Source organism: Variovorax sp. TLI9-5A, from assembly GCF_056867935.1.
In genome coordinates this window covers 1,720,872-1,745,858 of sequence record NZ_CP200310.1, presented here as the reverse complement: position 1 = coordinate 1,745,858, position 24,987 = coordinate 1,720,872, and the positions used below count along the sequence as shown (strand labels likewise).

The following is a 24,987-nucleotide window of genomic DNA, read 5'->3' as shown; positions in this document are numbered from 1 at the left end:
ACGATGATCATCGGCACCGCAGGCCACATCGACCACGGCAAGACCACGCTGGTGCGCGCCCTTACCGGCGTGGACACCGACCGGCTGCCCGAGGAAAAGCGGCGCGGCATTTCCATCGAGCTCGGCTATGCCTACCTGCACGCGCCCGGCGGCGTGTCGCTGGGCTTCGTCGACGTGCCGGGCCACGAGCGCCTGCTGCACACCATGCTGGCCGGCGCCACCGGCATCGACCATGCGCTGCTGGTGGTGGCCGCCGACGACGGCGTGATGCCGCAGACGCGCGAGCACTTCGCGGTGGTGGCGCTGCTCGGCGTGCGCGAGGCGACGGTGGCCATCACCAAGATCGACCGCATCGATGCCGGCGCGCGCGAAGCGCGGCTCGCGAAGGTGCGGGCCGGCATCGCCGCCCTGCTCGCGCCCACGCCGCTGGCCGGTGCGCCGATGCTGGAGGTGTCGGCCACGACGGGCGAAGGCATCGACGCGCTGCGCGAGCGGCTGCTCGACGTGGCGCGGCAGGAAAGCGCGCGCGAGGACGGCCTGGCCTTCCGGCTCGCGGTGGACCGCTCGTTCACCCTGTCGGGCGTGGGCACCGTCGTCACCGGCACGGTCTTCAGCGGCACGGTACGCATCGGCGACGAGCTGCGCATCGCGCCGGGCAGCCGCACGGTGCGCGTGCGTGGCATCCATGCGCAGAACCAGCAGGCCGAGTCGGCGCATGCGGGGCAACGCTGCGCGCTCGCGCTGGCGGGTATCGGCAAGGACGAGGTGCATCGCGGCGAGTGGGTCTGCGCGCCGTCGGTTGCGCTCGCTTCGGCACGCATCGACGTGCTGCTCACACTGTGGCCCGACGAGGCGAAGCCGCTGCGCTCTGGCGCGACGGTGCATGCGCACCTGGGTGCGAGCGACGCGATGGCATCGGTAGCGCTGCTCGACCGCGACGCGCTCGCGCCCGGCGAGACCGCGCTGGCCCAGCTTGTGCTGCGCGAGCCGGTCAGTGCATGGCATGGCGACCGCGGCGTGCTGCGCGATGCCTCGGCCACGCGCACCGTAGCGGGCGTGCGCGTGCTCGATCCGTTCGCGCCGGTGCGCTATCGCCGCACGCCCGAGCGGCTGCGCACACTGGCGGCCTGGGCCATCGACGAGCGCGGCGCGCGCGTGGCCGCGCTGCTGCACAACGCGCCGCTGGGCGTCGACACCGCGCAGGCCGCGCGTGCGCTCTCGCTGGCGGATGAAGAAGCCCTGCCGCTGCCGGCCGATACGGTGCGCATTGGGCACACGGCCATCGCGCAATCGCACCTGGACGCGCTCGAAGAGCAGATCGCCGGGCGCCTCGCGGACTTCCATCGCACCGCGCCGGACGAGGTCGGCCCCGACGCGCGCCGCCTCAAGCGCCTTGCCGGGCCGCGCACGGACGACGCGCTCTGGCGCCATGCGATCGACGAGCTGGTCGCACGCGGCACGCTGGTGCGCAGCGGCACCTGGCTGCATCTGCCAGACCACGCGGCGCGCCTCGACGAGGCCGAGCAGAAGCTCGCGCAGAAGCTGCTGCCCAGGCTGGCCGACGGCGGCTTCGATCCGCCATGGGTGCGTGACCTGGCGAAGGATTGCGCGGCAAGCGAGGCGATGGTGCGGCAGACGCTCGCGAGCCTCGCGCGACGCGGCGAGACCTTCCAGGTGGTGAAGGACCTGTACTATCCGCTGGCGACCGTGGAGCGCCTCGCGGCGATCGCGCGCGATTGCCTCGACGGGCCCGCGGGCCTGGAGGCTGCGAGCTTCAGGGACGCGACCGGGCTGGGGCGCAAGCGTGCGATCCAGCTGCTGGAATTCTTCGATCGTGTGGGCTACACGCGGCGCGTGAAGGACACGCACCTGCTGCGGCCCGACACGGTGTTGTTCGGGGCGAGGCCGTGAACGACGAAATGAGTCATGGAGGGAGATCGTCCCTGGTGGGGCGGCCGGGCTTCAAACCCGGTTGGTGGCGCCAGCCGTCGCCGGGAAGGTTCGACTCCTTCCTTCCTCCGCCGTCGAGCGGGCATTCGCCTGCTGCGCGATCCGATCTTGCACCTGCGATGCTCGACGTACCCATGTACGTCTGCGCTTCTCTGCGCAAGCTCGGACCGCTCGCGACGGCGACTGCCCACTCGACGAGTCGGCGTAGAACTGCTTCTTCAGGGCACCACGTGCAGCGAGGGCTGGCCGGCTTCCACACGGCCGATGACGGCCGCGCGCGCGAAGCCTTCGTCGCGGAAGACCTTCAGCACCGCATCGACCGCATCGGGCGCGCAGCTCACGAGCAGACCGCCCGAGGTCTGCGGATCGCTCAGCAGGTTCTGCGTGGTGGCGTGCAGTCCGGGCGCGAGGCTCACTTCGGCACCGTAGCCGGCCCAGTTGCGGCCGGAGGCGCCGGTGACGAAGCCTTCGGCGGCCATGGCGAGCACGTTTTCCAGCAGCGGCACCTTCAACCACTCGATGACGGCCGTGAGCCTGGCGCCGCGCGCCAGTTCGAGCGTGTGGCCGGCCAGGCCGAAGCCGGTCACGTCGGTCAGCGCGTGCACGCCGTCGAGGGCCGAGAGCGCGATGCCGGGTGTATTGAGCTTCGTCGTGTTCTCGATCAGCTGCCGGTAGCCGGTCTCCGAAAGCTGCTCCTTCTTGAGCGCGGCGGAGAGCACGCCCACGCCCAGCGGCTTGCCCAGCACGAGCACGTCGCCGGCTTTGGCGTCGGCGTTGCGGCGCACGCGATCGGGGTGCACGAGGCCCATGGCGACGAGGCCGTAGATGGGTTCGACCGAATCGATGGTGTGCCCGCCCGCAATCGGGATGCCGGCCGCGCGGCAGACGTCCTGCCCGCCGCGCACGATCTCGGCGATGACTTCCACCGGCAACTGGTTGATCGGCATGGCGACGAGCGCCAGTGCCATGATCGGGCGACCGCCCATCGCGTACACGTCGCTGATCGCGTTGGTCGCGGCGATGCGGCCGAACTCGTAGGGGTCGTCCACGATGGGCATGAAGAAGTCGGTGGTCGCGATCAGCGCCTGCTGGTCGTTGAGCCGGTAGACGGCTGCGTCGTCGGCGGTCTCGATGCCCACCATGAGCTCGGGCGGGATCAGCCCGCCGGCCTGGTTCTTCAGGATCTGCGACAGCACGCCGGGCGCGATCTTGCAGCCGCAGCCGCCTCCATGCGAAAAACTCGTGAGGCGCAGCGGCGCGAGCGGGTTCATGAGAGTCGGGTTCATGGCGCGATTATCGAATCGGGCCCGCTTTCTACAATCCCGTCCCTTCCTATCCCGCACGTCCCAGAGGCGCATCCATGAAAAAGACTCTCACCCGACTGGCCCTTGGCCTGACCTTCTCCGCCGCGAGCCTCGGCGCCTTCGCGCAGGGCGTGCTGCGCGTGTCGGCCATTCCCGACGAGGCGCCCACCGAGCTGCAGCGCAAGTTCACGCCGCTGGGCGACTACCTGAAGAAGGAAACCGGCATGGACGTGCAGTTCACGCCCGTGACCGACTACGCCGCCGTGGTCGAGGGCCTGGCCACCAACAAGATCGACCTGGCCTGGCTCGGCGGCTTCACCTTCGTGCAGGCGCGCATCCGCACCAACGGCGGCGCGGTGCCGATCGTGCAGCGTGCGGAAGACGAGGTATTCACCAGCAAGTTCATCGTGCCGGTGGACAGCACCGCGAAGACGCTGGCCGACCTGAAGGGCAAGACCTTTGCCTTCGGCGCGCCCTCCTCCACCTCGGGCAGCCTGATGCCGCGCTACTTCCTGCTGCAGGCGGGCATCAACCCCGAGAAGGACTTCAAGACGGTCGCCTTCTCGGGCGCGCACGACGCCACGGTGGCCTTCGTGGCCGCCTCGCGCGCCGAAGCCGGCGTGCTCAACGCCTCGGTGTGGGACAAGCTGGTCGAGGCGAAGAACCCGAACGCCGCCAAGGTACGGGTGCTGGCGACCACGCCCACCTACTACGACTACAACTGGACCGTGCGCCCCGGCCTCGACCCCGCGCTCACCAAGAAGCTGACCGACGCCTTCCTGAAGCTCGACCCGGCCAACCCGGCGCACAAGGAAATCATGGCGCTGCAGCGCGCGAGCAAGTTCATTCCGACCAAGTCGTCGAACTACGACGGGATCGAGACTGCGGGGAAGTCGGCGGGTCTGATCAAGTGATTCGTCGGGCGGCGGGGACACCCTCACCCCGACCCTCTCCCGCAAGCGGGAGAGGGGGCAACGCAGGGAGTGGCTGTTGGCTCCCTCTCCCGCTTGCGGGAGAGGGCTGGGGTGAGGGGATGGCCTCGGGAAGCCCCCTGGCATGAGCTTCTCCCTCACTGCCGTCGGTATGGTCCACCCCAACGGCCAGCGCGCCTTGGCCGAGGTGACGCTGGCCGCGCGCGACGGCGAGCGCATCGCCGTCATCGGGCCCTCGGGGGCGGGAAAGACCACGCTGCTGCGCGTGCTCGGCGCGGCGTTGCGGCCCACCGAGGGCGAGGTGCAGGTGCTGGGCGCGAAGCCCTGGCAGCTGCCGGCCGCGGCGCTGAAGAAGCTGCGCGCCCGCATCGGCACGGTGCACCAGTCGCCTCCCATCGCGCCGAGGCTGCGCGCGGTCACCGCCGTGCTCGCGGGGCGGCTCGGCGAGTGGTCGACGCTGCGCGCGCTGGGCTCGCTGTTTCACCCCTCGGACATCGCCGGCGCGCACGAGGCGCTCGCGCGGCTGGGCATGGAGGAGCGGCTCTTCGAGCGCTGCGACCGGCTCTCCGGCGGCCAGCTGCAGCGCGTGGGCATCGCGCGCGTGCTGTACCAGCGACCGGCGCTGCTGCTGGCGGACGAGCCGGTGTCCGCGCTCGACCCGACGCTGGCCGACGCGGCCATCGGCCAGCTGGTCGCGCAGAGCGAAGCTACGGGCGCCACGCTGATAGCCTCGCTGCACGCGGTGGACCTGGCGCTGCGCTGGTTTCCGCGCATCGTCGGCATGCGCGGCGGCGCGGTGATGTTCGACCTGCCGACCGCGCAGGTCACGCCCGGGATGCTCGACGCGCTCTACGCGAGCGAAGGCGGGGTTGCGACGCAGCGGCCGCTGCCGGCCGGCGCGGCGGTCGAGGCGGCCTTCCACCGGCCGGACTGCCCTTGAGCGCGACCGTAGCTTTGCGCGATCCGCGCGCCACGCGCCGGCTGGCTGCCTGGACCGCCGCGCTCGTCATCGCATGGCCGATGCTGGCGCTGTCCGAATTCAAGCCGTGGGCGCTCTTCGGCAGCGGCAATCTCGCGGTCATCGGCGGCTTCCTGGCGGGCTTCTTTCCGCCGGAGGGCTCGCCGGCATTTCTCGCGCTGCTCTTCAAGGCCACGCTGGAAACGCTGGCCATGGCCACGGCCGGCACCGCGCTCGCGTTGCTGATCGGCGCGCCGCTGGGCTTCGTGACGACGCGCGCGCTTTCCATCTCGCGCATCGGGCCGGGACCGGGCCGGGTGCAGGCGGGCATCGTGCGGCAGGCGGCGCGCTGGCTGCTGATGGTTCTGCGGGCGATTCCCGAGATCGTCTGGGCGCTGCTGTTCGTGCGTGCGCTCGGGCTCGGTCCGGCCTCTGGCGTGCTGGCGCTGGCCATCACCTACGGCGGCATGCTGGGCAAGGTCTACGCGGAGATCCTCGAATCGGCCGACACGCGCCCGGCCCGCGCGCTGCTCGAAGGCGGCAGCGGGCGGCTGGCTGCGCTGTGCTACGGCCTGCTCCCGAACACGGCGCAGGAGTTGGCCTCGTACACGGTCTACCGCTGGGAATGCGCGGTGCGCGCGTCGGTGGTGATGGGCTTCGTGGGCGCGGGCGGCCTGGGGCAATTGATGGACCAGTCGATGAAGATGCTCAACGGCGGCGAAGCCAGCAGCATCCTGCTGGTGTTCCTGGCGCTGGTGCTGCTGGCCGACCTGCTGAGCAGCGCGCTGCGGAGGCTGCTGGCGTGACGCAGGCACGAACGACGCTGCCTCCGCGCCCGCCGCCGTGCTGGCGCTGCCGCATCGCCCTGCTGCTGATCGGCGCGGCCGTCGTGGCGAGCTTCGTCTACCTGGGCATCGACTATCGCGCGCTTGGTTCGATGGAATCGCTGCGGCTCATGGGCAAGTTCATCGCGGAGTTCTTCCCGCCCGATCTCTCGCCCGAGTTTCTCGCCAAGGCGGGTACCGGCGCCTTGCAGACGCTGGCGGTGTCGGCCCTGGGCACCGTGCTGGCGGCGCTCGCAGGTGCGGTGCTGGCGCTGCCGGCCTCCGGCCGAGCGGGCTGGCTGCCGCGCCATGTGGCGCGCTTTGCGCTCAATTTCCTGCGCAGCGTGCCCGAGCTGGTGTGGGCCGCGCTGATGGTGCTGGCCGCCGGCATCGGCCCTTTCGCGGGCGCGCTGGCACTGTCGCTGCACACCACGGGCGTGCTGGGCCGCCTTTTCGCCGAGGCGCTGGAGAACGCGCCGCGCGAGCCCGAGCAGGCGCTGACGCTGTCGGGCGCCAATGCCGTCACCGCCTTCAGCTACGCCAGCCTGCCGCTGGTGCTGCCGCAATGGGTGGCCTACACGCTCTACCGCTGGGAAATGAACATCCGCATGGCGGCCGTGCTGGGCTTCGTGGGCGGCGGCGGGCTGGGGCAGCTGCTGTACTTCCACCTGTCAATCTTCCAGCAACAGCAGGCGATGACGGTGCTGATCGCGATGTTCGCGCTCGTCACGCTGGTGGACTTTGCTAGCGCTCGCTTGCGCAAGGGGCTCGGCCCGGCCTACGCCTGATTGCCCCGGTCGCCGACAATCCGGGGCATGAGGTCACTTCTGCCATGAGTCATCGCCAGCCCGTGCGGGTGGGCGACCGCCACGCCTTCGACACGCTGATCGACGCCCGCTCGCCGGCCGAGTTCGCGCTCGACCACATTCCCGGCGCCATCAACTGCCCCGTGCTGAACGACGAGGAACGCCACATCGTCGGCACCGTCTACGTGCAGACAGGCGCATTCGAGGCACGCCGCATCGGCGGCGCGATGGTGGCGGCCAACATCGCGCGCCATCTGCGCGAGACGCTGGCCGACCGGCCCGAGAACTGGAAGCCGCTGGTCTACTGCTGGCGCGGCGGCATGCGCAGCGGCTCGATGGTCACCTGGCTGCGCCTCGTCGGCTGGGACGCCCAGCAGCTCGCCGGCGGCTACAAGAGCTTCCGCCGGCACGTGATCTCGCAGATCGACACGCTGACCCCGAAGCTCGACCTGCGCGTGATCTGCGGCGCCACCGGCAGCGCCAAGACCCGCGTGCTGCACGCGCTGGCCGCGCGCGACGCGCAGGTGCTCGACCTGGAAGACTTCGCCCGCCACAAGGGCTCGCTGCTCGGTTCGCTGCCGGGCGTGGCGCAGCCTTCGCAAAAACACTTCGAGACGCGCATCGCGGCCGTGCTCGAAACCGTGGATCTATCGCGCCCGCTGTACGTGGAGGGCGAGAGCATCCGTATCGGGCGGTTGTCGCTGCCCCTGCCGCTGGTGGCGCGGATGCGTGCCGCGCCGTGCATCGAGGTGTCGGCCACGCCCGAGGCGCGGCTGGCTTATCTGCTGCGCGACTACGCCTACCTGGGCGACGACCGCGACGCGCTGGCGGACAGACTGGGGGCGCTGAAGGAACTCCAAGGCAAGGAGACCGTTTCGCGCTGGCAGCAGTGGGCGCATGAGGCGGATCTGCCGCATCTGTTCGCGGAGTTGATGGCGTTGCATTACGACCCGCATTACCAGAAGTCGCAGGAACTGCATTTCCGCGCTTGGGCGGGGCGGCAGCGCGTGGCGGCGGGCGATCTTTCGGATCAGGGGATCGATGCTGTGGCCGAGGCGGTGCTGGCGCTCGAAAGGAGCGCGCCGCCGAGCCCATCGGCATAGAGCACGCCACGCGGCGCACGGCACAGGCCCCAGAACCGCAGGCCGCACAGCTCGGCCATGCGTACACCCATGGCCGTGGGCGCCGAGATGGTCGCCATCGCCGCGATGCCGAGCCGCGCGCACTTGCGCACCAGTTCGTGGCTGCCCCGGCTGGACATCAGCACGAAGCCCGGCTCCTCGAGGCGGCCTGCCAGCGCAAGCCTGCCGAGCAGCTTGTCGAGCGCGTTATGGCGGCCCACGTCTTCCATCAGGTCGGTGAGTTCGCCGTCGACGGTGGCCCATGCGGCCGCATGGATCGCGCCTGCCTCGGCGTTGAACACCTGGCGCGGCGGCATGGCCGCGAAGGCGCGCAGCACGGTCGCGAGGTCTATCCGTTCGATCCAGTCGCGCCGGGGCACGCGCTGCGGAGAGAGGTCGAGCCCCGCGAAGCTCTCGACGCCGCACACGCCGCAGCCGGTGCGGCCCGCGAGGCTGCGGCGGCGGTCTTTCAGGCGCTCGAAGCTGCGCGTGGAGATTTCGAGCTGCACCTCGATGCCAGGCATGCCGGCGGGCAGGCCGGCTTCGGATGCATCGACAGTGCGCACGTCGATGCCGCGGCAATCGGCGGCGGCGTCGAGGATGCCCTCGCTCAACGCGAAGCCGAGCGCGAAGGCTTCCATGTCCTGCGGCGTGGCCATCATCACCGCGTGCGAGACACCGTTGAACACCAGCGCCACCGGTACCTCGGCCGCGAGGGTGTCGTCGCGCAGCTCGCCTTCGGGCGCGACGCCGCGCTCGCCGAATACGCGCACGGCGTGCCGCGACAGCGGCGGCAGGGTGTCTTCGGAATCGGCTGGGGCTGGCAACTGCGACATGAAGGCTCCGGGGTAGGCGAGCCATTGTCGGCTCAGTCGCGGTTTTCGTCTTCGGGAGGCAGGGTTTGCGCCTGCGCCCTGCCGGCATCGAGCAGGTGCGCGACCCAGCGATCATCGTGCTGCACCACGCGCACCCAGCCGGGGCCGCGCACGCCGCCGATGGCGGCATCGCCCATCATCGTGAGCCGGCGCATCAGCACGCTGGCGCCCTGGCCGAGCCGCTTGCCCAGGCGCGGCAGCGAGACGCCGGTGCCGTCGGGCTCCTGCGCGAGCATGCGCAGGATGGCCACCGACAGACTGTCCTGCAGCAAGGCGCTCACGGAGTACCTCCGTCCTGGCGGGCTGCGGTGCGAGCCCCCTTCGGAGCGGCCGGGCCGGGGCTCATGCAGCCACCACGCCGTCGGCCTCGTCCTCCGCCAGCTTCTGGATCGGCAGCTCGTGCGGCACCAGCACCACGGGAATCGACTTGGAGGTCGGCGTGCCCGCGTTCTCGGCCACTGCCGACAGCGGCACCAGCGGATTGGTCTCGGGGTAGTAGGCCGCGATGTTGCCGCGCGGAATGTCGTAGGCCACCAGCTTGAAGCGGTCGGCGCGGCGCTCCTGGCCGTCGTTCCACACGGTCTGGATGTCGACCCAGTCGCCGTCCTTCATGCCCAGCGCGCGGATGTCTTCCTTGTGGATGAAGACCACGCGGCGCTGGCCGAACACGCCGCGGTAGCGGTCGTCCATGCCGTAGATGGTGGTGTTGTACTGGTCGTGCGAGCGCGTGGTCAGCAGCGTGAAGACGATGGTGTCGCCCTTTTTCGCGAAGCGCGCGCGGGCGCGGTGCGAGGGGGTATCCAGCGGCACGGCGTGCGTGAAGAACACGGCTTTCTTCGACGCGGTGTTCCACACGCGCTCGCTCGCGGTGTTGCGCAGGCGGAAGCCGCCGGGGTGCGCCACGCGGGCGTTGAAGTCCTTGAAGTCGTCGAACACGGCTTCGATCTTGTCGCGGATGCGCGCGTAGTCCTCGATGAGCCACAGCCACGGCGTGTTGCTGCGCGCACCCAGCGTGGCCGCGGCGAGGCGCGCAACGATGGCCGGCTCGGACAGCAGCTGCTCCGACGCGGGCGGATTGATGCCCATCGAGATGTGCACCATGCTCATGGAGTCCTCCACCGTCACGCCCTGCTGGCCGCCGGCCTGCATGTCGATCTCGGTGCGGCCAAGGCACGGCAGGATGAGCGCCTCGCGCCCGTGGATCACGTGGCTGCGGTTGAGCTTGGTGGTCACGTGCACCGTGAGCTCGCACTGCTTCAGCGCCTTCCAGGTCTGGTAGGTGTCGGGCGTGGCGGCCGCGAAGTTGCCGCCGAGCGCGAAGAAGACCTTGCCCTTGCCGTCGAGCATCGACTGGATGGCCTCGACCGTGTCCACGCCGTTGCGGCGCGGCGGCTCGAAGCCGAACACCTTCTGCAGGCGGTCGAGGAGCGCGGCGGGCGGCTTCTCCCAGATGCCCATGGTGCGGTCGCCCTGCACGTTGCTGTGGCCGCGCACCGGGCAGGCGCCCGCACCTTCGCGGCCCATGTTGCCGCGCATCATGAGCAGGTTGCCGATCATCTGGATGGTGGCCACCGAATGCTGGTGCTGCGTGATGCCCATGCCCCAGCAGGCGATGACGCGCCCGGCGCCCAGGTACACGTCGGCCGCGGCGCGGATCTGCTCCTCGCTCAGGCCCGATTCGCGCACCAGCACCTCCCATTGCTCGGCGCGCAGGTCGGCCGCCAGCGCCTCGAAGCCGGTGGTGTGTTCGGCGATGAATGCATGGTCGAGCACCGAAGGCTCGCCCCGCGCCACGGCCTCGTCCTCGCGCTCGATGACGTGCTTCATCATCCCCTTGACGGCCGAGAAGTCCCCGCCCACGCGCAGCTGGAAGTAGTGCGTGCTGATGGGCGTGGAGCCCAGGGTCGCCATCTCCAGCTTGTCCTGCGGGTCGGCGAAACGCTCCAGGCCGCGCTCGCGCAGCGGGTTGAAGCTCACGATGCGCGCGCCGCGCTTCGAGGCCGCGCGCAGCTCGCCGAGCATGCGGGGGTGGTTGGTGCCGGGGTTCTGTCCGAAGATGAAGATCGCGTCGGCCTTCTCGAAGTCGTCGAGCGTGACCGTGCCCTTGCCCACGCCGAGCTGCGGACGCATGCCGCTGCCGCTGGGCTCGTGGCACATGTTCGAGCAGTCGGGGAAATTGTTGGTGCCGTACTCTCGCACGAAGAGCTGGTACAGGAAGGCCGCCTCGTTGCTGGCCCGGCCCGAGGTGTAGAAGATGGCCTGATCGGGGTCGGGCAGCGCGTTCAGGTGGCAGGCGATGCGCGCGAAGGCATCGTCCCATTCGATCGGCACGTACTTGTCGCTCGCCGCGTCGTAGGCCATGGGGTGGGTGAGCCGGCCCTGGTCTTCGAGCCAGAAGTCGCTCTGCTCGGCAAGCTCGGCCACCGTGTGCTTCGCGAACAGCTCCGGGCCGGCGCGGCGCGCAGTGGCCTCGGCGGCCACGGCCTTCACGCCGTTCTCGCAGAACTCGAAGGTGGAGGCATGGTTGCGGTCGGGCCAGGCGCAGCCTGGGCAGTCGAAGCCGTCAGGCTGGTTGGCCGAAAGCAGCGTCTTCGCGCCCTTGATGGGAATGTCCTGCCGCAGCAGCGCGTTCGTCACGCTGCGCAATGCGCCCCAACCGCCCGCGGGGCCCTTGTAAAACTCGATCTTCTGCTCGCTGCTCATGCGGGCGAGTGTTCGCCGCGGGCCGGAGGAGCGTCAAATTGAATCGGGACATGCGGCGATTCAAAAAGGAAATGAAGGCAGCCGCCTCAGGCTCCCCGCGTATCCCGCATCAGCAGCCCCCGTAGTTTTCGCCGCAGCGGCGTGTCTTCCACGAGGCGAGCACCGGCCGCCTCGCGCAGCGCGACATTGCGGCTCTCGGCGTTGTGCAGGTCGATCTCGCGCACCACCCTGCCCTCGCTGTAGACAAAGGCCACGTCAGCCAGGGCGAGCACGTCCTCGATGTCGTGCGTGATCATCAGCACCGGAATGCCCCATTGCCTGCGCACCTGGGCGAGCTCCTCGCGCAGTTCGGCGCGCAGCATGGGGTTGAGGGCGGCGAAAGGTTCATCGAGCAGCAGCACCTGCGGCTCGCAGGCCAGGGCGCGGGCCAGCGCCACGCGCTGCCGCTGGCCGCCCGAGAGGGTCTGCGGGCGGCTGTCGGCGAGTGCGGCGAGGCCGAAGCTCTCGAGCAGGGCGTGCACCCGCTCGGCGTCCTTCGCGGCGGGCTTGCGGCGATGCCATGCGGTCAGGCCGAAGGCCACGTTCTCGCGCACGCTGAGGTGCGGGAACAGCGCGTAGTCCTGGAAGAGATACCCGATGCGCCGCGCCGGCGCAGGCACGTCGATGCCCTGGGCCGAGTCGTACAGCGTGCGGCCGTCGAGCCGCACATGGCCCGAACTGGGATGCAGCAGGCCGGCGATGGCCTGCAGGGTGAGCGACTTGCCCGCGCCCGACGGGCCGTAGAGCGCGGCAAAGGGCACGTCCGTCGCGAAACGCACCGCGAGATCGAAGCGCCGGCGGCCGTCGGCCACCGTGAGCTTCAGATCGACGTCGATCATGGCTTGCCGAATCCGTAGCGCGCGAGCACTTCCTGCGCTGCCGGCGTCGAGAGGAAGGCGATGAAGTCGCCGGCCAGCGCCTTCTGCCTGCTCTCGGCGACCACGGCGATCGGGTAGGTCACGGGCGTGTGGCCGGTGGGCGTGAAGGCGATCTTCACCTTGTCGCCGGCGATGGCTGCGTCGGTTCGGTAGACGAAGCCGGCCTCGGCCTCGCCGCGGCTCACGTAGTCGAGCACCTGGCGCACGCTGTCGGCCTGCACGAACTTGGGTTCGAGCGCGGTCCAGAGGCTGGCGTTGTCCAGTACCTGCTTGGTGTAGCGGCCGACCGGCACGGTCGCGACCTTGCCGACGGCGATCTTCCGGACGCCAGCGCCGTTCAGATCCTGCAGCGACTTCAGGCCCACGCCTTCCTTGGCGGGCTCGATGAGCACCAGGCTGTTGGTGACGAAGTCCTTGCGCGTGGCGGCGTCGATGGCCTTCTGCTCGACGCCGCGGTTCATGGTTTCCTGGTCGGCGCTGGCGAACACGTCCACCGGCGCGCCCTGGCCGATCTGCTGCAGCAGCACGCCCGAGGCGGCGAAGTTGAAGCGCACCGAGGCGCCCGACTTGGCGGCCTCGAACTTGGGTCCGATCTCCTTGAACGCGTCGGTCAGGCTCGCGGCGGCGGACACTGTGATCTGCTGGGCCGATGCAGCCAGCGGCAGCGCGAGCGCGACGACGAGGGACAAGAGGCGGAACGGACGCATGACGACTCCTTATGGGTATGAATGGAACACGAAATCAGCGAAGGGAAAAGAAGCGGTTCGACAGCACCAGCACGGTGATCGACAGCAGCGAGGTCACGATGACCAGCAGCAGCGCGAGGTCGTCGTGCCCGGCCTGCACCGCGTCGTAGATGGCCATCGACAGGGTCTGGGTCTGCTTGGGGATGGAGCCGGCCACCATCAGCGAGGCGCCGAACTCACCCATGGCGCGCGCGAAGGCCAGCAGCGTGCCAGCCAGGATGCCGGGCCAGGCCAGCGGCAGCGTGACGCGCAGGAACACCGAGAACGGCGACTGCCGCAGCGTGCTGGCGGCGGCTTCGAGTGAGCGGTCCACGCCCGCGAATGCCGCGCTGGCCGACTTGAGCACCAGCGGCAACGCCACCACGGCCGAAGCCACCACCGCACCGTGCCAGCTGAAGATGATGGTGTAGTCGAGGTGCTCGCGCAGCCAGGCGCCCAGCGGGCTGCGGCGGCCCGCGGCCACGAGGATCGCGTAGCCGATCACCGTAGGCGGCAGCACCAGCGGCAGCATGAAGACGGCTTCGAGCACGCTGCTGCCGAAAAATTTCTTGCGCGCGAACACCCAGCCCAGCGCCACGCCGACGATCAGCGCCAGCACGGTCGCCACGGCGGCGACCTTGAGCGACAGCACCAGCGGGAACCAGTCGGTCGAAGCGATGAGCGAATTCGTCGTGTTCATGAAAATACGGCGCAATTGTTGCACGGAGAGGCCCAAGGTTCTCACGGGGATGCGCAATCCGATGAGTCTTCATATACTGCGGGATACAGCGTAGGAGACATCAGCCCATGCGCACTTCCGCCCACGACGCCGTCGTCCGTTCGATCTCCGGCCGGCCGGAACTCCGCCATCACGTGACGCAGGTACAGGAATGGCGCATCGAGCGCACCGTGGATGCCGCGGGCTTCGTGCTGTCAATCACCGGCGCCGACGGCGCAAGCCAGTGCTTCTTCGTGGACGCGACCGACGCGGGCGACATCGGCGAGGTGCTGCGCCGCGAGGCGGTGTGGGCCGTGTCGCAAAGAGCGCGAACCATCAAGGAGCAATGACACACATGTGGCGGCACATGACAGGCGCGGAGCGCATTCTCGAAGTCCTGCTGACGCGCCGTTCGGTGTCGCCCCGTCGACTGGAGCATCCGGGCCCGAACCCCGACGAACTCGATGCGATCATCCAGGCCGGCCTGCGCGCGCCCGACCACGGCGGCCTGCATCCCTGGCGGGTGATCGAATTCCGCCCGCAGAACCGCGAGGCGCTGGCATGGTGCTTCGAGCAGGAGAAACTGCGGCGCGATCCGCTGGCCAGCCCCACCGACCTCCGGCGCGCGCGGGAACACGCCACGCGCCCTCCGCTGCTGCTGGGCTTTGTCGTGTCGCCGCGCGAACGCAGCAAGATCCTGGCGCGCGAGCAATGGCTGGGCGCGGGAGCCGCGCTGGGCAATCTGCTGAGCGCCGCGCACCAACTGGGCTACGGCGCGATCGTGCTGAGCGGCGAACGCTGCTTCGACGAGACGCTGGCGCGGCAGGTGGGCGTTCTGCCGGGCGAGTACTTGGCGGGCTTCATCAGCGTGGGCAGCATCCGCGAGGCGCCGCCGCAGGCGCGCGAGGTGCTGTCGCAAAGCGTGTGGTCGTGCTGGCAAGGCTGGCAGGAACAGCCACCGGCCGCCGAGCAGACCGATCAGCCCATCCCGCCGTCGGAGCGGGTGCGCGGCAGCTGATCGAGCCTGTCGCCGAACCAGCCGACCCGCGCGGTCTCGCGCACATCGAACTTCGGCACGTAGGGCTTGATGTCGAGCACGGGCGTGCCGTCCATCATGTCGTTGCCGCCGAAGTGCAGCGTGCAGCCTTCCACCGAGGTGAGCCGAACGATCGACAGGCCCAGCCGGTTGGGCCGTGCCGGCGCGCGGGTGGCGAAGACGCCGTGCGACGCGTTGCCCTGCTCCAGGAAGGGCACCACCTCCAGCCGCTCGTGCGCGCAAAGATGCAGGTGGGTGACGAGGATCAGGTAGTCGAAGCCCTCGATGTCGCGCAGGCCTGGCGCGAACTCGGCGAAGACTTCGACGCGCCCGGTTTCCTCGGGCGCGCCGGCGGTCTGGATGGGCATGCCGGTGGCTTCGGTGAAGCGGCTGCGAACGATGCCGACCGGACGGCAGACCACTTCGGAGGAACTCATGGCGCCAGCAGCCGCGTCAGCGCCCGGATGTCCGCCGCGGCGGCAAGTCGCGCCGCGTTCTCGATGGCCCGGTAGTGCTTGACGATCTCCTCGCCCACCGGCGTGAGCGCCGTACCGCCGCCGCGCGAGCCGCCTGCGGCGGTGTTCACTGCCGGCGAGGCGAGCGACTGGTTCATCTCGTCGATCAGCATCCAGGCCCGCCGGTACGACATGCCCAGCAGCCGGGCGGCCGCCGAGATCGAGCCGGTCTCGGCCACGGCTTCGAGCACCGCGATCTTGCCGGGGCCGATGGCGATGGTGTCGTCCCGGTAGACGCGCAGACGGAACTGGACTTTCGATTTCATGTGGGCGCCAAGCGTAAACCAATGCGGGCCGCCATTGTCCGTCCGGTCCGTGCGCCATGAGCCGCGATCGGCCTGCGCTTCCGGCGCCGCTGAATCCCGCCGTTCCTCAGTTGAAGAACTTGGCGGCGCTCACCAGCGTCTTGTAGACGCCCCAGGCCAGCGGAATGCCCACCGCGAGCCAGGCCAGCGCCACGACCGCCGGGCTCACCGTGTCGGCGCGGCCCGAGCCGCTGCCCACTTCGGCGGCCGAGGCCTTCTCGTGCGCCAGCTTCTTCTCGACGGCCAGCTCTTCGTCGCTCATGAAGTGCTTGTCGGCCACCGGACGCACCAGCAGGTTGGCGATGAAGCCGATCACCAGCATGCCCACGAGGATGTACATGGTCTGGTTGTAGACCTGCTCGCGCGGCAGACCCAGGCCCAGCTGGTACTCGCGCATGTAGTTCACAACCACCGGGCCGAGGATGCCGGCCGTGGCCCATGCGGTCAGCAGGCGGCCATGGATGGCGCCCACGAACTGAGTGCCGAACAGGTCGGCCAGGTAGGCCGGCACGGTGGCGAAGCCGCCGCCGTACATCGACACGATCACGCAGCAGGCGCCCACGAACAGCAGCTTGCTGCCCGCGCCGGCCGAAGACGGAATGCTCGCGTACAGGATGCCGCCGAGCACGAAGAACACCGTGTAGGTGAGCTTGCGGCCCAGCTTGTCCGACATGCTCGCCCACACGAAGCGCCCGCCGATGTTGAAGAGCGACAGCAGCGCCGTGAAGCCGCCCGCCACCACGGCGATGGCCGCGAGCTGCGTCTTGTCGAGCTCGCCGTACCTGGCCGGCAGGTCGATCAGCGCGCCGCCGAACACTTCCTGCAGCATGGGCGAGGCCATGCCGATCACGCCGATGCCCGCGCTCACGTTCATGCACAGCACCAGCCACACGAGCCAGAACTGCGGAATGCCCCAGACCTTCTTCACGTGCACGTGGCGCTGCGTGATCATGGTGTTGCTGGTCTGTGCCGGGGGCGGCGTCCAGCCTTCGGGCTTCCAGCCCGAGGGCGGCACGCGGTAGCCCAGCGCGCCGGCCATCATGAAGACGAAGTAGCCCAGCGCCATGACCACGAAGGTCTGCATCACGCCCACGTCGGTGGCGGTGGAGAAGCGCTTCATCAGGTCGACCGCCAGCGGCGAGCCGATCATCGCGCCGCCGCCGAAGCCCATGATGGCCATGCCGGTGGCCATGCCGCGGCGGTCGGGGAACCACTTGATCAGCGTGCTCACCGGCGAGATGTAGCCCAGCCCGAGGCCGATGCCGCCGATCACGCCCGAGCCGAGGATCATCAGCCAGAACTGGTGCAGGTGAATGCCCAGTGCCGACAGCAGCATGCCGCCGCACCAGCACAGCGCCGACACCACGCCGGCCTTGCGCGGGCCCGCGCGTTCGAGCCAGCCGCCCCACAGGGCCGCCGAGCAGCCGAGGAAGACGAAGAACAGGGTGTACATCCAGCCGAGGGTGGCCACGCGCCAGTCGCAGCCGGTGGCGAAGAGCTCGGCGAAGAAGCTCATGTCCTTGGCGCAGGCCTGGGCGCCGGTGCCCGCGGTGCCCAGCGCCTTCGACAGCGGCAGCCAGAACACCGAGAAGCCGTAGGCCATGCCGATGCAAAGGTGGATGGCCAATGCGGCCGGTGGGACGAGCCAGCGGTTGAAGCCGGGGCCCGCGATGATGCGTTCTTTTTCCAGGAAGCCGGGTTGCGTCTGCGCCCCTCCCCCAACGACGCGTTCTCCATCGAGAACGCCTGCAGATGAACCTGCCATATTTCTCCTTGTTCGCCGGATGTGTAAGTTTTTGCTAATCCGGGGCGCGGAGTGTCTGCGAACGGTTTAAGCGCCGTCAAATTCGATCAGGGCATGACCTGATTCAATAACTAAATGATCAGGCCTTTGGTGGCATCGCCAGGCGATCGCACGACCATTACTCGCCGAGCGAGCCGTCATGCTGCTGCAGACGCGCCTGCCACTCGGGCGCCTGCATGAACGCCAGCGCGGCCTCGAGGGCGCGCGAAGCGCGCACGCCGTCCTGCGTCATGAAGCCGATGGGCGTGCGCACGTCCGGCGCCACCAGCGGCAGCGCTTCCAGTTCGCGATGGGTGCGCACTGCATCCACCATGCCTCCGGGCAGTACGCTGCTGACGGTGCCCGCGCTCACCGCGAGCGCCAGAGCCAGCACCGAGTTGGTCTCGATGGCCGGACTCACCGGCGCGCCCGCCTCGCGCAGCGCCTGGTCGACGATGGCGCGGTTGTGCATGTCGGAGGTGAGCAGGCACAGCGGCAGCCTGCCCGCCTCGGCCCACGAGATCGGCTGGCCGATGCGCAGCTCGTCGGATGAGGGCTTCTTCGCGCGGCGCAGCAGGAAGTAGTGCTCCACGCTCTGCGGCCAGGCGCTGAGCTTGATGCCCGGCAGGTGCATGCGCTCGGTGTAGCCCAGCGCGAGGTCGATGGAGAGACTTTCCAGTCCCGTCTCCAGGTCCTGCGAACTCATCGAAAGCACCGCCGGCACGATGCCCGGGTGCCGCTCCTGCAGCATCGCCGCGAAGCGCGAGAGCATCGGTATCGCGGTGGGCACGGCCGCCATGCGCAGGCGCCCGTGCGGGTTGTCCACGTCGCTGCGCAGCTCCTGCAGCAGCACCTCGTTGTCGCGCAGCATGCGCTGCGCAGTGGCCAGCACGCGCTCGCCCTCGTACGTGAGGCCCACGTAAACGCGTGCCCGCTTGACGATGACGACGCCGAACTCGGTCTCCAGCGCCCGCAGCGCGTTCGACAAGGCCGGTTGCGTGATGTGGCAGGCCTGGGCGGCGCGGCCGAAGTGCTTGTGCTCGTTCAGCGCCACCAGGTAGCGCATCGAGGCGAGCAGGTTCATCTGAAAAGGCCGTTCTTCAGGTGTTCTTGCTGATCGAGATCGTCGGGAACTTCGCCGAGAAGTCCTTCGCCTTCTCTGCGATGCCCACGGCCACGCGGCGGGCCACCGCCTTGTAGATGCCGGCCGCCTCGCCCTCGGGGTCGGACACCACGGTGGGCGCGCCGCTGTCGGCCTGCAGCCGGATCTTGATGTCCAGCGGCAGCGCGCCCAGGTACTCCATCTGGTACTCGGCCGCCATCTTCTTGCCGCCGTCGGCGCCGAAGATGTGCTCGGCATGGCCGCAGTTCGAGCACACGTGCACTGCCATGTTCTCGACGATGCCCAGGATCGGCACGCCGACCTTCTCGAACATCTTGATGCCCTTCTTGGCGTCGAGCAGCGCGATGTCCTGCGGCGTGGTGACGATCACCGCGCCCGTCATCGGCACGCGCTGGCTCAGCGTGAGCTGGATGTCGCCGGTGCCGGGGGGCATGTCGACGACGAGGTAGTCGAGGTCTTTCCAGTTGGTCTGGCGCAGCAGCTGCTCCAGCGCCTGGGTGGCCATGGGGCCGCGCCAGATCATGGCCTGGTCCTGGTCGACCAGGAAGCCGATGGACATGACCTGCACGCCGTGGCGCTCCATGGGCTCCATGGTCTTGCCGTCGGCGCTGTCGGGGCGGCCCTCGATGCCCATCATCATGGGCTGGCTCGGGCCGTAGATGTCGGCGTCCAGCAGGCCGACCGTGGCGCCCTCGGACGCCAGCGCCAGCGCCAGGTTGGCCGCCGTGGTGCTCTTGCCCACGCCACCCTTGCCCGAGGCCACCGCGATGATGTTCCTGACGTTGGGCATCAGCTGCACGCCGCGCTGCACCGCATGGCTGATGACCCTGGTGACGATGTTGACCGACACGTTCTCCACGCCCGGCAGCGCCTTGGTGGCCGCCACCAGCTCCTTGCGGATGGCCGCGTGCTGGCTTTTCGCCGGGTAGCCGAGTTCGAGGTCGAACGAGACGTCGCCCTCCGAGACCTGGAGGTTTTTGAGCGAACGGGTCGCCGCGAAAGGCTTGCCGGTGTTAGGGTCCTGGACGGCCTTGAGTGCCTCCATGAGCCCTTCTGGGGTGAGTGCCATTGATCAAACTCCTGAATGGCCGGTAGTCTAAGGGGCTCGCCAGGCGCGCACCCCGAGCGCCTCCAATAGCCCGACAACGAACAAAAATGCCCGAGACAAGCCCCGTCACCGGCCTTCTGCTCACCGGGGGCGGCGCCCGGGCCGCCTACCAGGTGGGCGTACTGGAAGCCATCGCCGAAATCCGCCGCGCCGCCGGGCCGGCGCTCACCGGCACCGGCAACCCCTTCCAGGTCATCACCGGCACCTCGGCCGGCGCCATCAACGCGGCGGCGCTGGCCTGCGGCTGCGACGACTTCGACTACGTGGTGGGCCACATCGCCGAGGTCTGGGGCCAGTTCCGCGCCGAGCAGGTGTACCGCGCCGATTCGCTCTCGGTGATCGGCAGCGGCACGCGCTGGCGCATGCTGCTCGGCTTCGGGCGCTTCGCGGCCAACTGGATGCGCATCAAGCCGAAGTCGCTGCTGGACAACACGCCGCTGTCCGAGCTGCTGCAGCGCATGGTGCTGCTCGACCGGCTGCCCCGGCTCATGAAGGAAGGCCACCTGCAGGCGCTGGCCGTGACCGCGTCGAGCTACAGCTCGGGCGAGCACGTCACCTTCTTCGAGGCCGCCGTGCCGATGGAGCCCTGGGTGCGCTCGCAGCGCCTGTCGGTGCGCGACAGCATCACGCATGCGCACCTGCTGGCCTCCTCGGCCATTCCATTCGTGTTCCCGGCCACGGCACTGCCGATGCAGGGCCACACCGAATACTTCGGCGACGGCTCGATGCGGCAGTCGGCCCCCATCGCGGCGGCCATCCACCTTGGCGCGCAGCGCATCGTGGTGATCGGCGCGGGCCGCATGCACGAGCCGCGCGACGCCACCGCGCCCAATACCCACAGCGGCTATCCGACCATGGCGCAGATCGCGGGCCATGCGCTGTCGAGCATCTTCCTGGACGCGCTGGCGGTGGACATCGAGCGCCTGCGCCGCATCAACCACACGCTGGGGCTGATTCCCGAGGAGGCGCGCGCGGCGAGCTCGCTGCGCCCGCTCGACCTGCTGGTGATCTCGCCCTCGGAGCGCCTGGACGTGATCGCGGCACGCCACGTCGACGCCCTGCCCGGCGCGGTGCGGCACCTGCTGGGCGGCTCGAAAGTGGCTGCCGACGTGAAGGGCGGCGCACTGGCCAGCTACCTGCTGTTCGAGTCGGCCTACACGCGCGAGCTGATGGCGCTGGGGCGCGCCGACACAATGAAGCAGCGCGACGAAGTGTTGCGCTTTTTCGGCTGGAACGCGGCGTAGTGGCAGGTGCGTCGCCCGGCACTCGCGCACGCCGGCCGCGATGGAACCGCTGAAGCTCAGTCTGGACGTGCCGATGTTCGAGAGCCGAACTCTGCCCCAGCGGATGGCACCGGCATCATCGAACGCAGCAGCAGCGCCACCGCGCAGACGATCGGTGCCAGCGCGAGCAGGCGCCCGGGCTCGAAGGCCAGCCCTGCCGCCACGCCGACGGCGCAGCCGATCTTGATCCAGGGCGCGACAGCCTCCCAGCCGCGCCGATGCGTGAAGGCAAAGCCGACCAGCGCGATCCAGCCACAGAGGCCGCCCAGAACGGAAAGGACCCAGCTCAGCAGGTAGTAGACCGTGTCCAGGTCACGGAAGACGATCGCCGTGCCCAGGCTCTGCCAGGTGTGGCGCCAGCCGTCGAAGAGGAAGAAGCCGGTGGCCGAGGCGGCCCACCAGAAGAAGGCATACAGGCTCGCGATGCCGGCCAGTGCAGCGAGCCATGCGAGCGCACGGCGGGTGATGTCGTCGAAGGGCGTGTGGTCGCGCCAGGCGATGGTGGGTCCGTTGTCCATTCGGGGCTCCAGTGGTTTTCACGATGGAGGCCGAAGTTAGGCACCGGATGTGCGGGCTGCGTGAAGCCCGTGTGAAATGCGGTGAGCAGAAGATGCCGGTGCGCGAACGCCCCTGCCGCCTCTCTCGACCGCGGTGCTAGCTAGTGGAAGAGCGCGATGAAGGCGTAGACGCCGGCCACGAACCAGCCGGCCCTTGCCGCATTGCCCGCGCTTTCCCTGGAGATCGGATACAGCTTCGCGCGCCTCCAGGCCAGCACGTTGACTGCCGCCGCAAGGACCGCCCCACTCACGAACAGAAGCCCCGAATGCAGCGCCAGCCCGCCGACCAACGCGAACATGAAGATCACGATGCCAGCAACCCAGATGCCGCTGCTGGTGCTCGCCAGCACATGCGAAAGACCGCTGCAGGCCGGACATTCGGCCGGATTGGCACGGCTGGACCAACGCTTGGCGAGACCGCCGATGCCGGCGGCCTTGCAGTGCGGACAGATGTGTTTCACGCGTGGAGCAGCGCGATGGTCAGGCCGACGACGATGACGACCATGGCCAGGAGTATCTCGAAGCGGGCAATGCAGAACATCACCGCTACCGGCACATAGCTGGCAAACAACCGAAGTCGATCCGCCATACGGTGGCCGCGCGGAAGCATTGCGGCGATGAACAGGGGCGCCACCGTGAGCACAAGACCCAGCGCAACCAGTATCCCCAGGGCCTTGAACAGGAAGGGAAGCGGGATCTTCATCGATGCAGGACGTCAGCCGACTGGCGAATCCACTGGACGGGCGGTCAGCCCGCCTCGGAAATCCCCAGCTCCGAACACACCCGCCCCAGCAGCGCCTTCAGCGAAGCCACCTCGGCCTCGAGCCGCGCCACGTTGGCCTTGAGCGCGGCGACTTCGCCCAGCGACACGTCGTGCGACGCCTGCGCCGCATCGGCCGACACACCGGCAGGCCGCATGGTTTCCTCGGCCGGCGGACCGCTCAGCAGATGCGCCCAACGGCTCTCGCGCGCACCGGGCAGGCGCGGCAGCTTCACCACCAGCGCGCCGGCCGGGCGCTCGGCGAGCTCGTCGAGGAAGCCTTCCACCGACGAGATATCCGCGAAGTTGTGCATGCGGTCGCAGGCGATGCGCAGTTCGCCCGCCGTTTGCGGGCCGCGCAGCATCAGCACGGTCAGCAGGATCACCGACTGCGACGGGATGCGCAGCACGCGGTCGACGTTGTGCTCGTAGCGGAATGCCCGCCCGCCGCTGGTCTCGGCCACGAGGCTGTAGCCCCGCAGGCTGTCGATGGCGGCCTGCACCTGCGACTCGGTGAGTTCGAGCACCGGGTTGCGGCTGGTCTTCTGGTTGCAGCCCGACACCAGCGAGTTGAGCGTGAGCGGGTAGCTGTCGGGCACGGTGCGCTGCTTTTCGGCGAGCACGCCGAGCACGCGGGTTTCGACCAGGGAAAGGACTGGAAGGGTTGTCGATGACATGTGGGCTCGAAAAGGGAAACGCGGCCGCAGCGAGACTCAAGCGCCGTTGATGCGGCTGACCAGCGCCTTCGTGAACGCCGCCGTACCCGCCGTGCCGCCCAGGTCGCCGGTGCGCACCTTGTCGATGTTCAGCGTCTCGTCGATGGCGGTGCGCAGGCGCGCGGCCAGCTCGGGCAGCTTCACGTGGTCGAGCATCAGCGCGGCGGCAAGCAGCAAGGCGGTGGGGTTGGCGATGCCCTTGCCGGCGATGTCGGGGGCGGAGCCGTGCACGGCCTCGAAGATCGCCGCGTCGGTGCCGATGTTGGCGCCGGGCGCCATGCCCAGGCCGCCGACCAGCCCGGCCACGAGGTCGGAAAGGATGTCGCCGAAAAGGTTGGTCGTGACCAGCATGTCGAACTGCCAGGGGTTGAGCACCAGCTTCATCGCGCAGGCGTCGATGATGACCGTGTCGAGCTCGAACTTGCCCTTGTACTTCTTCTCGTAGAGGTCCAGGCCGGTCTCCAGGAAGATGCCCGTGAGCGCCTTCATGATGTTGGCCTTGTGCACCAGCGTGACCTTCTTGCGGCCGGTGGCCACGGCCGTGTCGAAGGCGTATTCGAGCAGGCGGCGGCTGCCCTGGCGGGTGTTGATGCCGGTGGCCATGGCCACGGCGTGCGGGTCGCCGTCGATGGGCACGTAGTGCTCGTGGCCGATGTAGAGGCCCTCGAGGTTCTCGCGCACGACCACCAGGTCGATCTTGTCGAAGCGCCCGCCGGGAATGATGGTGCGCGCGGGGCGCAGGTTGGCGTAGAGCTGGAATTCCTCGCGCAGCCGCACGTTCGACGAGCGGTAGCCGCCGCCCGAAGGGGTCTCCAGCGGGCCCTTCAGGGCGAGGCGGGTCTTGCGGATGCTGTCGAGCGTGGCTTGCGGCAGCGGGTCGCCCGAAGCCTTGACGCCGCCCAGGCCGGCGATCTGCGTGTCCCAGGTGAAGGGCGCCTTCAGCGCGTCGAGCGCGGCCAGCGTGGCGTCGACGATTTCGGGACCGATGCCGTCGCCGGGGATCAGGGTTGCGGGAATGGGAGTGGTCATGGTGGGGCGCTCAGGTCGATTGGCGAAAAAACTTGAGGAGACCGGCCGCCCGGCGTCGTGCGCATCGCTTGCCACCGGATGCGACACACCGGCGGGCGATCTCCGGCGGGAATCATCCCACGCCAGGGCGCCTCGGCGAAACCAAAGCCTTATTCCCAGCCGGCATCCCGCCGACGGCTCAACGCTCTTCCAGGCCGTCGAGTTCGTAGCTGAAGAGCGCCTCGCCCTTGGAGGTCTTCACTTGCATCTTGATGACGCCGTATTGCGGCGCGTACCAGGAGTCGACCGAGTTGTCCTCGCCGCGCGAGCTCAGGTGGCAGACGTTCTCGAAAGTGCGCGAGTTGTAGTTCGGCTTCAGTTCCAGGTTCTCGAAGCCGACGAAAACATGCTCGGCCTGGTATCTCTTGCCGAAGTCGAAGGACTCGCTGCCGTCCTTCGTCGTCCTGGTTCCCTTGCCCGCCAGTTTGAAGGTGCCACCCGGCTTGGCATCGGCCGGGACCTCGGGAAACGGCGCCGCGAAAACCTCCTTGATGACGACCTTGCCGGCGTTGCCGCCCAGCGCCGCGATGCCGTACTGCTCGGAACCCAGCCGCTGACGGCCGGTTTCGTCGAAGTACTTCACGCTCTTGGCGCCTTCGTCGATGCTCACCACGCCGATCGCAGCCTTGCCCGCGAACTGGGACTTGACGATCTGGACCTTCGACCGGTCGCTCAGCGTATAGGCCACGCCGGGCTTGAGCTTGAAACAATCGGCGAAAGAGGGTGTGGCGGCAATCGCGCTGCCGCTTGCCGCGGCTGCGACGGCCGCGCCCAGAATCGCCTTGAAAGCGAATGACTTGTTGCTGTGCATTGAATCCCTCCCAGTTTTTTGGAGCGGGGATGATGCCATGCACGTTTGACCGGTTTGTCGACTCATCGTGAGGCGCCCGGCAGCCGCGC

At 69.1% G+C, this 24,987-nt stretch carries 27 protein-coding genes and 1 tRNA gene; 10 read left to right on the top strand and 18 right to left on the bottom strand.

Going from position 1 to position 24,987, the window contains the following annotated elements:
* Positions 1 to 3: 3 nt before the first annotated feature.
* Positions 4 to 1,911 carry a selenocysteine-specific translation elongation factor gene (selB, locus tag AC1VNX_RS08560; protein WP_483156307.1) on the top strand — a complete coding sequence of 636 codons (1,908 nt, stop codon included), beginning with the start codon at positions 4 to 6 and terminating at the stop codon, positions 1,909 to 1,911.
* Positions 1,912 to 1,928: 17 nt separating this feature from the next.
* Positions 1,929 to 2,021 (top strand) — tRNA-Sec (locus AC1VNX_RS08555).
* Positions 2,022 to 2,168: 147 nt separating this feature from the next.
* Here the strand turns inward: AC1VNX_RS08555 and selD are convergent.
* Positions 2,169 to 3,236, bottom strand: coding sequence for a selenide, water dikinase SelD (gene selD / locus AC1VNX_RS08550; RefSeq protein WP_483156306.1), 1,068 nt, complete (start codon positions 3,234 to 3,236; stop codon positions 2,169 to 2,171).
* Between the two features lie 74 nt (positions 3,237 to 3,310).
* Between selD and AC1VNX_RS08545 the strand changes: the two genes are divergently transcribed.
* The 5 genes from AC1VNX_RS08545 to mnmH all read left to right on the top strand — a co-directional run bounded on the left by AC1VNX_RS08545 (position 3,311) and on the right by mnmH (position 7,877).
* On the top strand, positions 3,311 to 4,168 hold the full coding sequence (locus AC1VNX_RS08545; protein ID WP_483156305.1) for a putative selenate ABC transporter substrate-binding protein: 858 nt from the start codon (positions 3,311 to 3,313) through the stop codon (positions 4,166 to 4,168).
* Positions 4,169 to 4,310: 142 nt separating this feature from the next.
* The gene (locus AC1VNX_RS08540) at positions 4,311 to 5,126 is read left to right on the top strand and encodes a phosphonate ABC transporter ATP-binding protein (protein ID WP_483156304.1); all 816 of its coding nucleotides are present in this window, start codon (positions 4,311 to 4,313) and stop codon (positions 5,124 to 5,126) included.
* Positions 5,123 to 5,950: a PhnE/PtxC family ABC transporter permease gene (locus tag AC1VNX_RS08535; RefSeq protein WP_483156303.1), complete on the top strand. Its 828-nt coding sequence runs from the start codon at positions 5,123 to 5,125 to the stop codon at positions 5,948 to 5,950. Before AC1VNX_RS08540 ends, AC1VNX_RS08535 begins: the two co-directional genes overlap by 4 nt.
* The gene (gene phnE, locus AC1VNX_RS08530) at positions 5,947 to 6,756 is read left to right on the top strand and encodes a phosphonate ABC transporter, permease protein PhnE (RefSeq protein WP_483156302.1); all 810 of its coding nucleotides are present in this window, start codon (positions 5,947 to 5,949) and stop codon (positions 6,754 to 6,756) included. The genes AC1VNX_RS08535 and phnE overlap by 4 nt, the downstream gene beginning before the upstream one ends.
* 44 nt (positions 6,757 to 6,800) lie before the next feature.
* The gene (gene mnmH, locus AC1VNX_RS08525; protein ID WP_483156301.1) at positions 6,801 to 7,877 is read left to right on the top strand and encodes a tRNA 2-selenouridine(34) synthase MnmH; all 1,077 of its coding nucleotides are present in this window, start codon (positions 6,801 to 6,803) and stop codon (positions 7,875 to 7,877) included.
* Here mnmH and fdhD read toward each other — a convergent pair.
* The 6 genes from fdhD to modB all read right to left on the bottom strand — a co-directional run bounded on the left by fdhD (position 7,805) and on the right by modB (position 13,815).
* The gene (gene fdhD, locus AC1VNX_RS08520) at positions 7,805 to 8,731 is read right to left on the bottom strand and encodes a formate dehydrogenase accessory sulfurtransferase FdhD (protein WP_483156300.1); all 927 of its coding nucleotides are present in this window, start codon (positions 8,729 to 8,731) and stop codon (positions 7,805 to 7,807) included. The two genes, mnmH and fdhD, sit on opposite strands and share 73 nt — an antisense overlap.
* Before the next feature lie 32 nt (positions 8,732 to 8,763).
* Positions 8,764 to 9,051, bottom strand: a complete 288-nt coding sequence (locus AC1VNX_RS08515) for a hypothetical protein (protein WP_301504243.1) — start codon at positions 9,049 to 9,051, stop codon at positions 8,764 to 8,766.
* Positions 9,052 to 9,112: 61 nt separating this feature from the next.
* Positions 9,113 to 11,473, bottom strand: coding sequence for an FdhF/YdeP family oxidoreductase (locus tag AC1VNX_RS08510; RefSeq protein ID WP_483156299.1), 2,361 nt, complete (start codon positions 11,471 to 11,473; stop codon positions 9,113 to 9,115).
* A gap of 86 nt (positions 11,474 to 11,559) precedes the next feature.
* A complete protein-coding gene (locus AC1VNX_RS08505) occupies positions 11,560 to 12,351 on the bottom strand; it encodes an ABC transporter ATP-binding protein (protein WP_483156298.1) in 792 nt (263 codons plus the stop codon).
* A complete protein-coding gene (modA, locus tag AC1VNX_RS08500; protein WP_483156297.1) occupies positions 12,348 to 13,097 on the bottom strand; it encodes a molybdate ABC transporter substrate-binding protein in 750 nt (249 codons plus the stop codon). Before modA ends, AC1VNX_RS08505 begins: the two co-directional genes overlap by 4 nt.
* Before the next feature lie 34 nt (positions 13,098 to 13,131).
* A complete protein-coding gene (gene modB, locus AC1VNX_RS08495) occupies positions 13,132 to 13,815 on the bottom strand; it encodes a molybdate ABC transporter permease subunit (protein ID WP_483156296.1) in 684 nt (227 codons plus the stop codon).
* A gap of 107 nt (positions 13,816 to 13,922) precedes the next feature.
* Between modB and AC1VNX_RS08490 the strand changes: the two genes are divergently transcribed.
* Together AC1VNX_RS08490 and AC1VNX_RS08485 are read left to right on the top strand one after the other, a co-directional pair.
* Positions 13,923 to 14,183 carry a hypothetical protein gene (locus tag AC1VNX_RS08490; RefSeq protein ID WP_483156295.1) on the top strand — a complete coding sequence of 87 codons (261 nt, stop codon included), beginning with the start codon at positions 13,923 to 13,925 and terminating at the stop codon, positions 14,181 to 14,183.
* The gene (locus AC1VNX_RS08485) at positions 14,180 to 14,851 is read left to right on the top strand and encodes a nitroreductase family protein (RefSeq protein WP_483156294.1); all 672 of its coding nucleotides are present in this window, start codon (positions 14,180 to 14,182) and stop codon (positions 14,849 to 14,851) included. The genes AC1VNX_RS08490 and AC1VNX_RS08485 overlap by 4 nt, the downstream gene beginning before the upstream one ends.
* Here AC1VNX_RS08485 and tsaA read toward each other — a convergent pair.
* From tsaA to apbC, 5 genes are all read right to left on the bottom strand, one after another.
* Positions 14,812 to 15,306: a tRNA (N6-threonylcarbamoyladenosine(37)-N6)-methyltransferase TrmO gene (gene tsaA, locus AC1VNX_RS08480; RefSeq protein WP_483156293.1), complete on the bottom strand. Its 495-nt coding sequence runs from the start codon at positions 15,304 to 15,306 to the stop codon at positions 14,812 to 14,814. The genes AC1VNX_RS08485 and tsaA overlap by 40 nt on opposite strands.
* Positions 15,303 to 15,650, bottom strand: a complete 348-nt coding sequence (locus AC1VNX_RS08475) for a winged helix-turn-helix domain-containing protein (protein ID WP_093198108.1) — start codon at positions 15,648 to 15,650, stop codon at positions 15,303 to 15,305. The genes tsaA and AC1VNX_RS08475 overlap by 4 nt, the downstream gene beginning before the upstream one ends.
* Positions 15,651 to 15,756: 106 nt before the next feature.
* On the bottom strand, positions 15,757 to 17,454 hold the full coding sequence (locus AC1VNX_RS08470; protein ID WP_483156292.1) for an OFA family MFS transporter: 1,698 nt from the start codon (positions 17,452 to 17,454) through the stop codon (positions 15,757 to 15,759).
* Between the two features lie 157 nt (positions 17,455 to 17,611).
* Positions 17,612 to 18,556, bottom strand: coding sequence for a LysR family transcriptional regulator (locus tag AC1VNX_RS08465; RefSeq protein ID WP_483156291.1), 945 nt, complete (start codon positions 18,554 to 18,556; stop codon positions 17,612 to 17,614).
* Positions 18,557 to 18,572: 16 nt separating this feature from the next.
* The gene (gene apbC / locus AC1VNX_RS08460) at positions 18,573 to 19,664 is read right to left on the bottom strand and encodes an iron-sulfur cluster carrier protein ApbC (protein WP_483156290.1); all 1,092 of its coding nucleotides are present in this window, start codon (positions 19,662 to 19,664) and stop codon (positions 18,573 to 18,575) included.
* An 86-nt stretch (positions 19,665 to 19,750) separates the two neighbouring features.
* On the opposite strand from apbC, the gene AC1VNX_RS08455 reads away from it, so the two are divergent.
* On the top strand, positions 19,751 to 20,947 hold the full coding sequence (locus AC1VNX_RS08455; RefSeq protein ID WP_483156289.1) for a patatin-like phospholipase family protein: 1,197 nt from the start codon (positions 19,751 to 19,753) through the stop codon (positions 20,945 to 20,947).
* A gap of 56 nt (positions 20,948 to 21,003) precedes the next feature.
* Here the strand turns inward: AC1VNX_RS08455 and AC1VNX_RS08450 are convergent, their stop codons facing one another.
* The 6 genes from AC1VNX_RS08450 to AC1VNX_RS08425 all read right to left on the bottom strand — a co-directional run bounded on the left by AC1VNX_RS08450 (position 21,004) and on the right by AC1VNX_RS08425 (position 24,898).
* Complete coding sequence (locus tag AC1VNX_RS08450) at positions 21,004 to 21,504, bottom strand: hypothetical protein (RefSeq protein WP_483156288.1); 501 nt, start codon at positions 21,502 to 21,504, stop codon at positions 21,004 to 21,006.
* A 140-nt stretch (positions 21,505 to 21,644) separates the two neighbouring features.
* Entirely contained in the window at positions 21,645 to 22,004 is a 360-nt protein-coding gene (locus AC1VNX_RS08445; protein WP_483156287.1) for a hypothetical protein, read from the bottom strand.
* Positions 22,001 to 22,246, bottom strand: a complete 246-nt coding sequence (locus AC1VNX_RS08440) for a hypothetical protein (RefSeq protein WP_483156286.1) — start codon at positions 22,244 to 22,246, stop codon at positions 22,001 to 22,003. The genes AC1VNX_RS08445 and AC1VNX_RS08440 overlap by 4 nt, the downstream gene beginning before the upstream one ends.
* Positions 22,247 to 22,290: 44 nt before the next feature.
* Complete coding sequence (locus AC1VNX_RS08435; protein ID WP_483156285.1) at positions 22,291 to 22,980, bottom strand: YceH family protein; 690 nt, start codon at positions 22,978 to 22,980, stop codon at positions 22,291 to 22,293.
* A 36-nt stretch (positions 22,981 to 23,016) separates the two neighbouring features.
* Positions 23,017 to 24,048 carry an isocitrate/isopropylmalate dehydrogenase family protein gene (locus tag AC1VNX_RS08430; protein ID WP_483156284.1) on the bottom strand — a complete coding sequence of 344 codons (1,032 nt, stop codon included), beginning with the start codon at positions 24,046 to 24,048 and terminating at the stop codon, positions 23,017 to 23,019.
* A 178-nt stretch (positions 24,049 to 24,226) separates the two neighbouring features.
* A complete protein-coding gene (locus AC1VNX_RS08425) occupies positions 24,227 to 24,898 on the bottom strand; it encodes a hypothetical protein (RefSeq protein ID WP_483156283.1) in 672 nt (223 codons plus the stop codon).
* Between the last annotated feature and the right edge of the window lie 89 nt (positions 24,899 to 24,987).

What these genes read in the sequence shown, in the direction of transcription:
- selB (WP_483156307.1), top strand. Translation starts at nt 4, where the DNA reads ATGATCATCGGCACCGCAGGCCACATCGACCACGGCAAGACCACGCTG.
- selD (WP_483156306.1), bottom strand. Translation starts at nt 3,236, where the DNA reads ATGAACCCGACTCTCATGAACCCGCTCGCGCCGCTGCGCCTCACGAGT.
- AC1VNX_RS08545 (WP_483156305.1), top strand. Translation starts at nt 3,311, where the DNA reads ATGAAAAAGACTCTCACCCGACTGGCCCTTGGCCTGACCTTCTCCGCC.
- AC1VNX_RS08540 (WP_483156304.1), top strand. Translation starts at nt 4,311, where the DNA reads ATGAGCTTCTCCCTCACTGCCGTCGGTATGGTCCACCCCAACGGCCAG.
- mnmH (WP_483156301.1), top strand. Translation starts at nt 6,801, where the DNA reads ATGAGTCATCGCCAGCCCGTGCGGGTGGGCGACCGCCACGCCTTCGAC.
- fdhD (WP_483156300.1), bottom strand. Translation starts at nt 8,731, where the DNA reads ATGTCGCAGTTGCCAGCCCCAGCCGATTCCGAAGACACCCTGCCGCCG.
- AC1VNX_RS08510 (WP_483156299.1), bottom strand. Translation starts at nt 11,473, where the DNA reads ATGAGCAGCGAGCAGAAGATCGAGTTTTACAAGGGCCCCGCGGGCGGT.
- AC1VNX_RS08505 (WP_483156298.1), bottom strand. Translation starts at nt 12,351, where the DNA reads ATGATCGACGTCGATCTGAAGCTCACGGTGGCCGACGGCCGCCGGCGC.
- modA (WP_483156297.1), bottom strand. Translation starts at nt 13,097, where the DNA reads ATGCGTCCGTTCCGCCTCTTGTCCCTCGTCGTCGCGCTCGCGCTGCCG.
- modB (WP_483156296.1), bottom strand. Translation starts at nt 13,815, where the DNA reads ATGAACACGACGAATTCGCTCATCGCTTCGACCGACTGGTTCCCGCTG.
- AC1VNX_RS08490 (WP_483156295.1), top strand. Translation starts at nt 13,923, where the DNA reads ATGCGCACTTCCGCCCACGACGCCGTCGTCCGTTCGATCTCCGGCCGG.
- AC1VNX_RS08485 (WP_483156294.1), top strand. Translation starts at nt 14,180, where the DNA reads ATGACACACATGTGGCGGCACATGACAGGCGCGGAGCGCATTCTCGAA.
- tsaA (WP_483156293.1), bottom strand. Translation starts at nt 15,306, where the DNA reads ATGAGTTCCTCCGAAGTGGTCTGCCGTCCGGTCGGCATCGTTCGCAGC.
- AC1VNX_RS08475 (WP_093198108.1), bottom strand. Translation starts at nt 15,650, where the DNA reads ATGAAATCGAAAGTCCAGTTCCGTCTGCGCGTCTACCGGGACGACACC.
- AC1VNX_RS08470 (WP_483156292.1), bottom strand. Translation starts at nt 17,454, where the DNA reads ATGGCAGGTTCATCTGCAGGCGTTCTCGATGGAGAACGCGTCGTTGGG.
- AC1VNX_RS08465 (WP_483156291.1), bottom strand. Translation starts at nt 18,556, where the DNA reads ATGAACCTGCTCGCCTCGATGCGCTACCTGGTGGCGCTGAACGAGCAC.
- apbC (WP_483156290.1), bottom strand. Translation starts at nt 19,664, where the DNA reads ATGGCACTCACCCCAGAAGGGCTCATGGAGGCACTCAAGGCCGTCCAG.
- AC1VNX_RS08455 (WP_483156289.1), top strand. Translation starts at nt 19,751, where the DNA reads ATGCCCGAGACAAGCCCCGTCACCGGCCTTCTGCTCACCGGGGGCGGC.
- AC1VNX_RS08450 (WP_483156288.1), bottom strand. Translation starts at nt 21,504, where the DNA reads ATGGACAACGGACCCACCATCGCCTGGCGCGACCACACGCCCTTCGAC.
- AC1VNX_RS08440 (WP_483156286.1), bottom strand. Translation starts at nt 22,246, where the DNA reads ATGAAGATCCCGCTTCCCTTCCTGTTCAAGGCCCTGGGGATACTGGTT.
- AC1VNX_RS08435 (WP_483156285.1), bottom strand. Translation starts at nt 22,980, where the DNA reads ATGTCATCGACAACCCTTCCAGTCCTTTCCCTGGTCGAAACCCGCGTG.
- AC1VNX_RS08430 (WP_483156284.1), bottom strand. Translation starts at nt 24,048, where the DNA reads ATGACCACTCCCATTCCCGCAACCCTGATCCCCGGCGACGGCATCGGT.
- AC1VNX_RS08425 (WP_483156283.1), bottom strand. Translation starts at nt 24,898, where the DNA reads ATGCACAGCAACAAGTCATTCGCTTTCAAGGCGATTCTGGGCGCGGCC.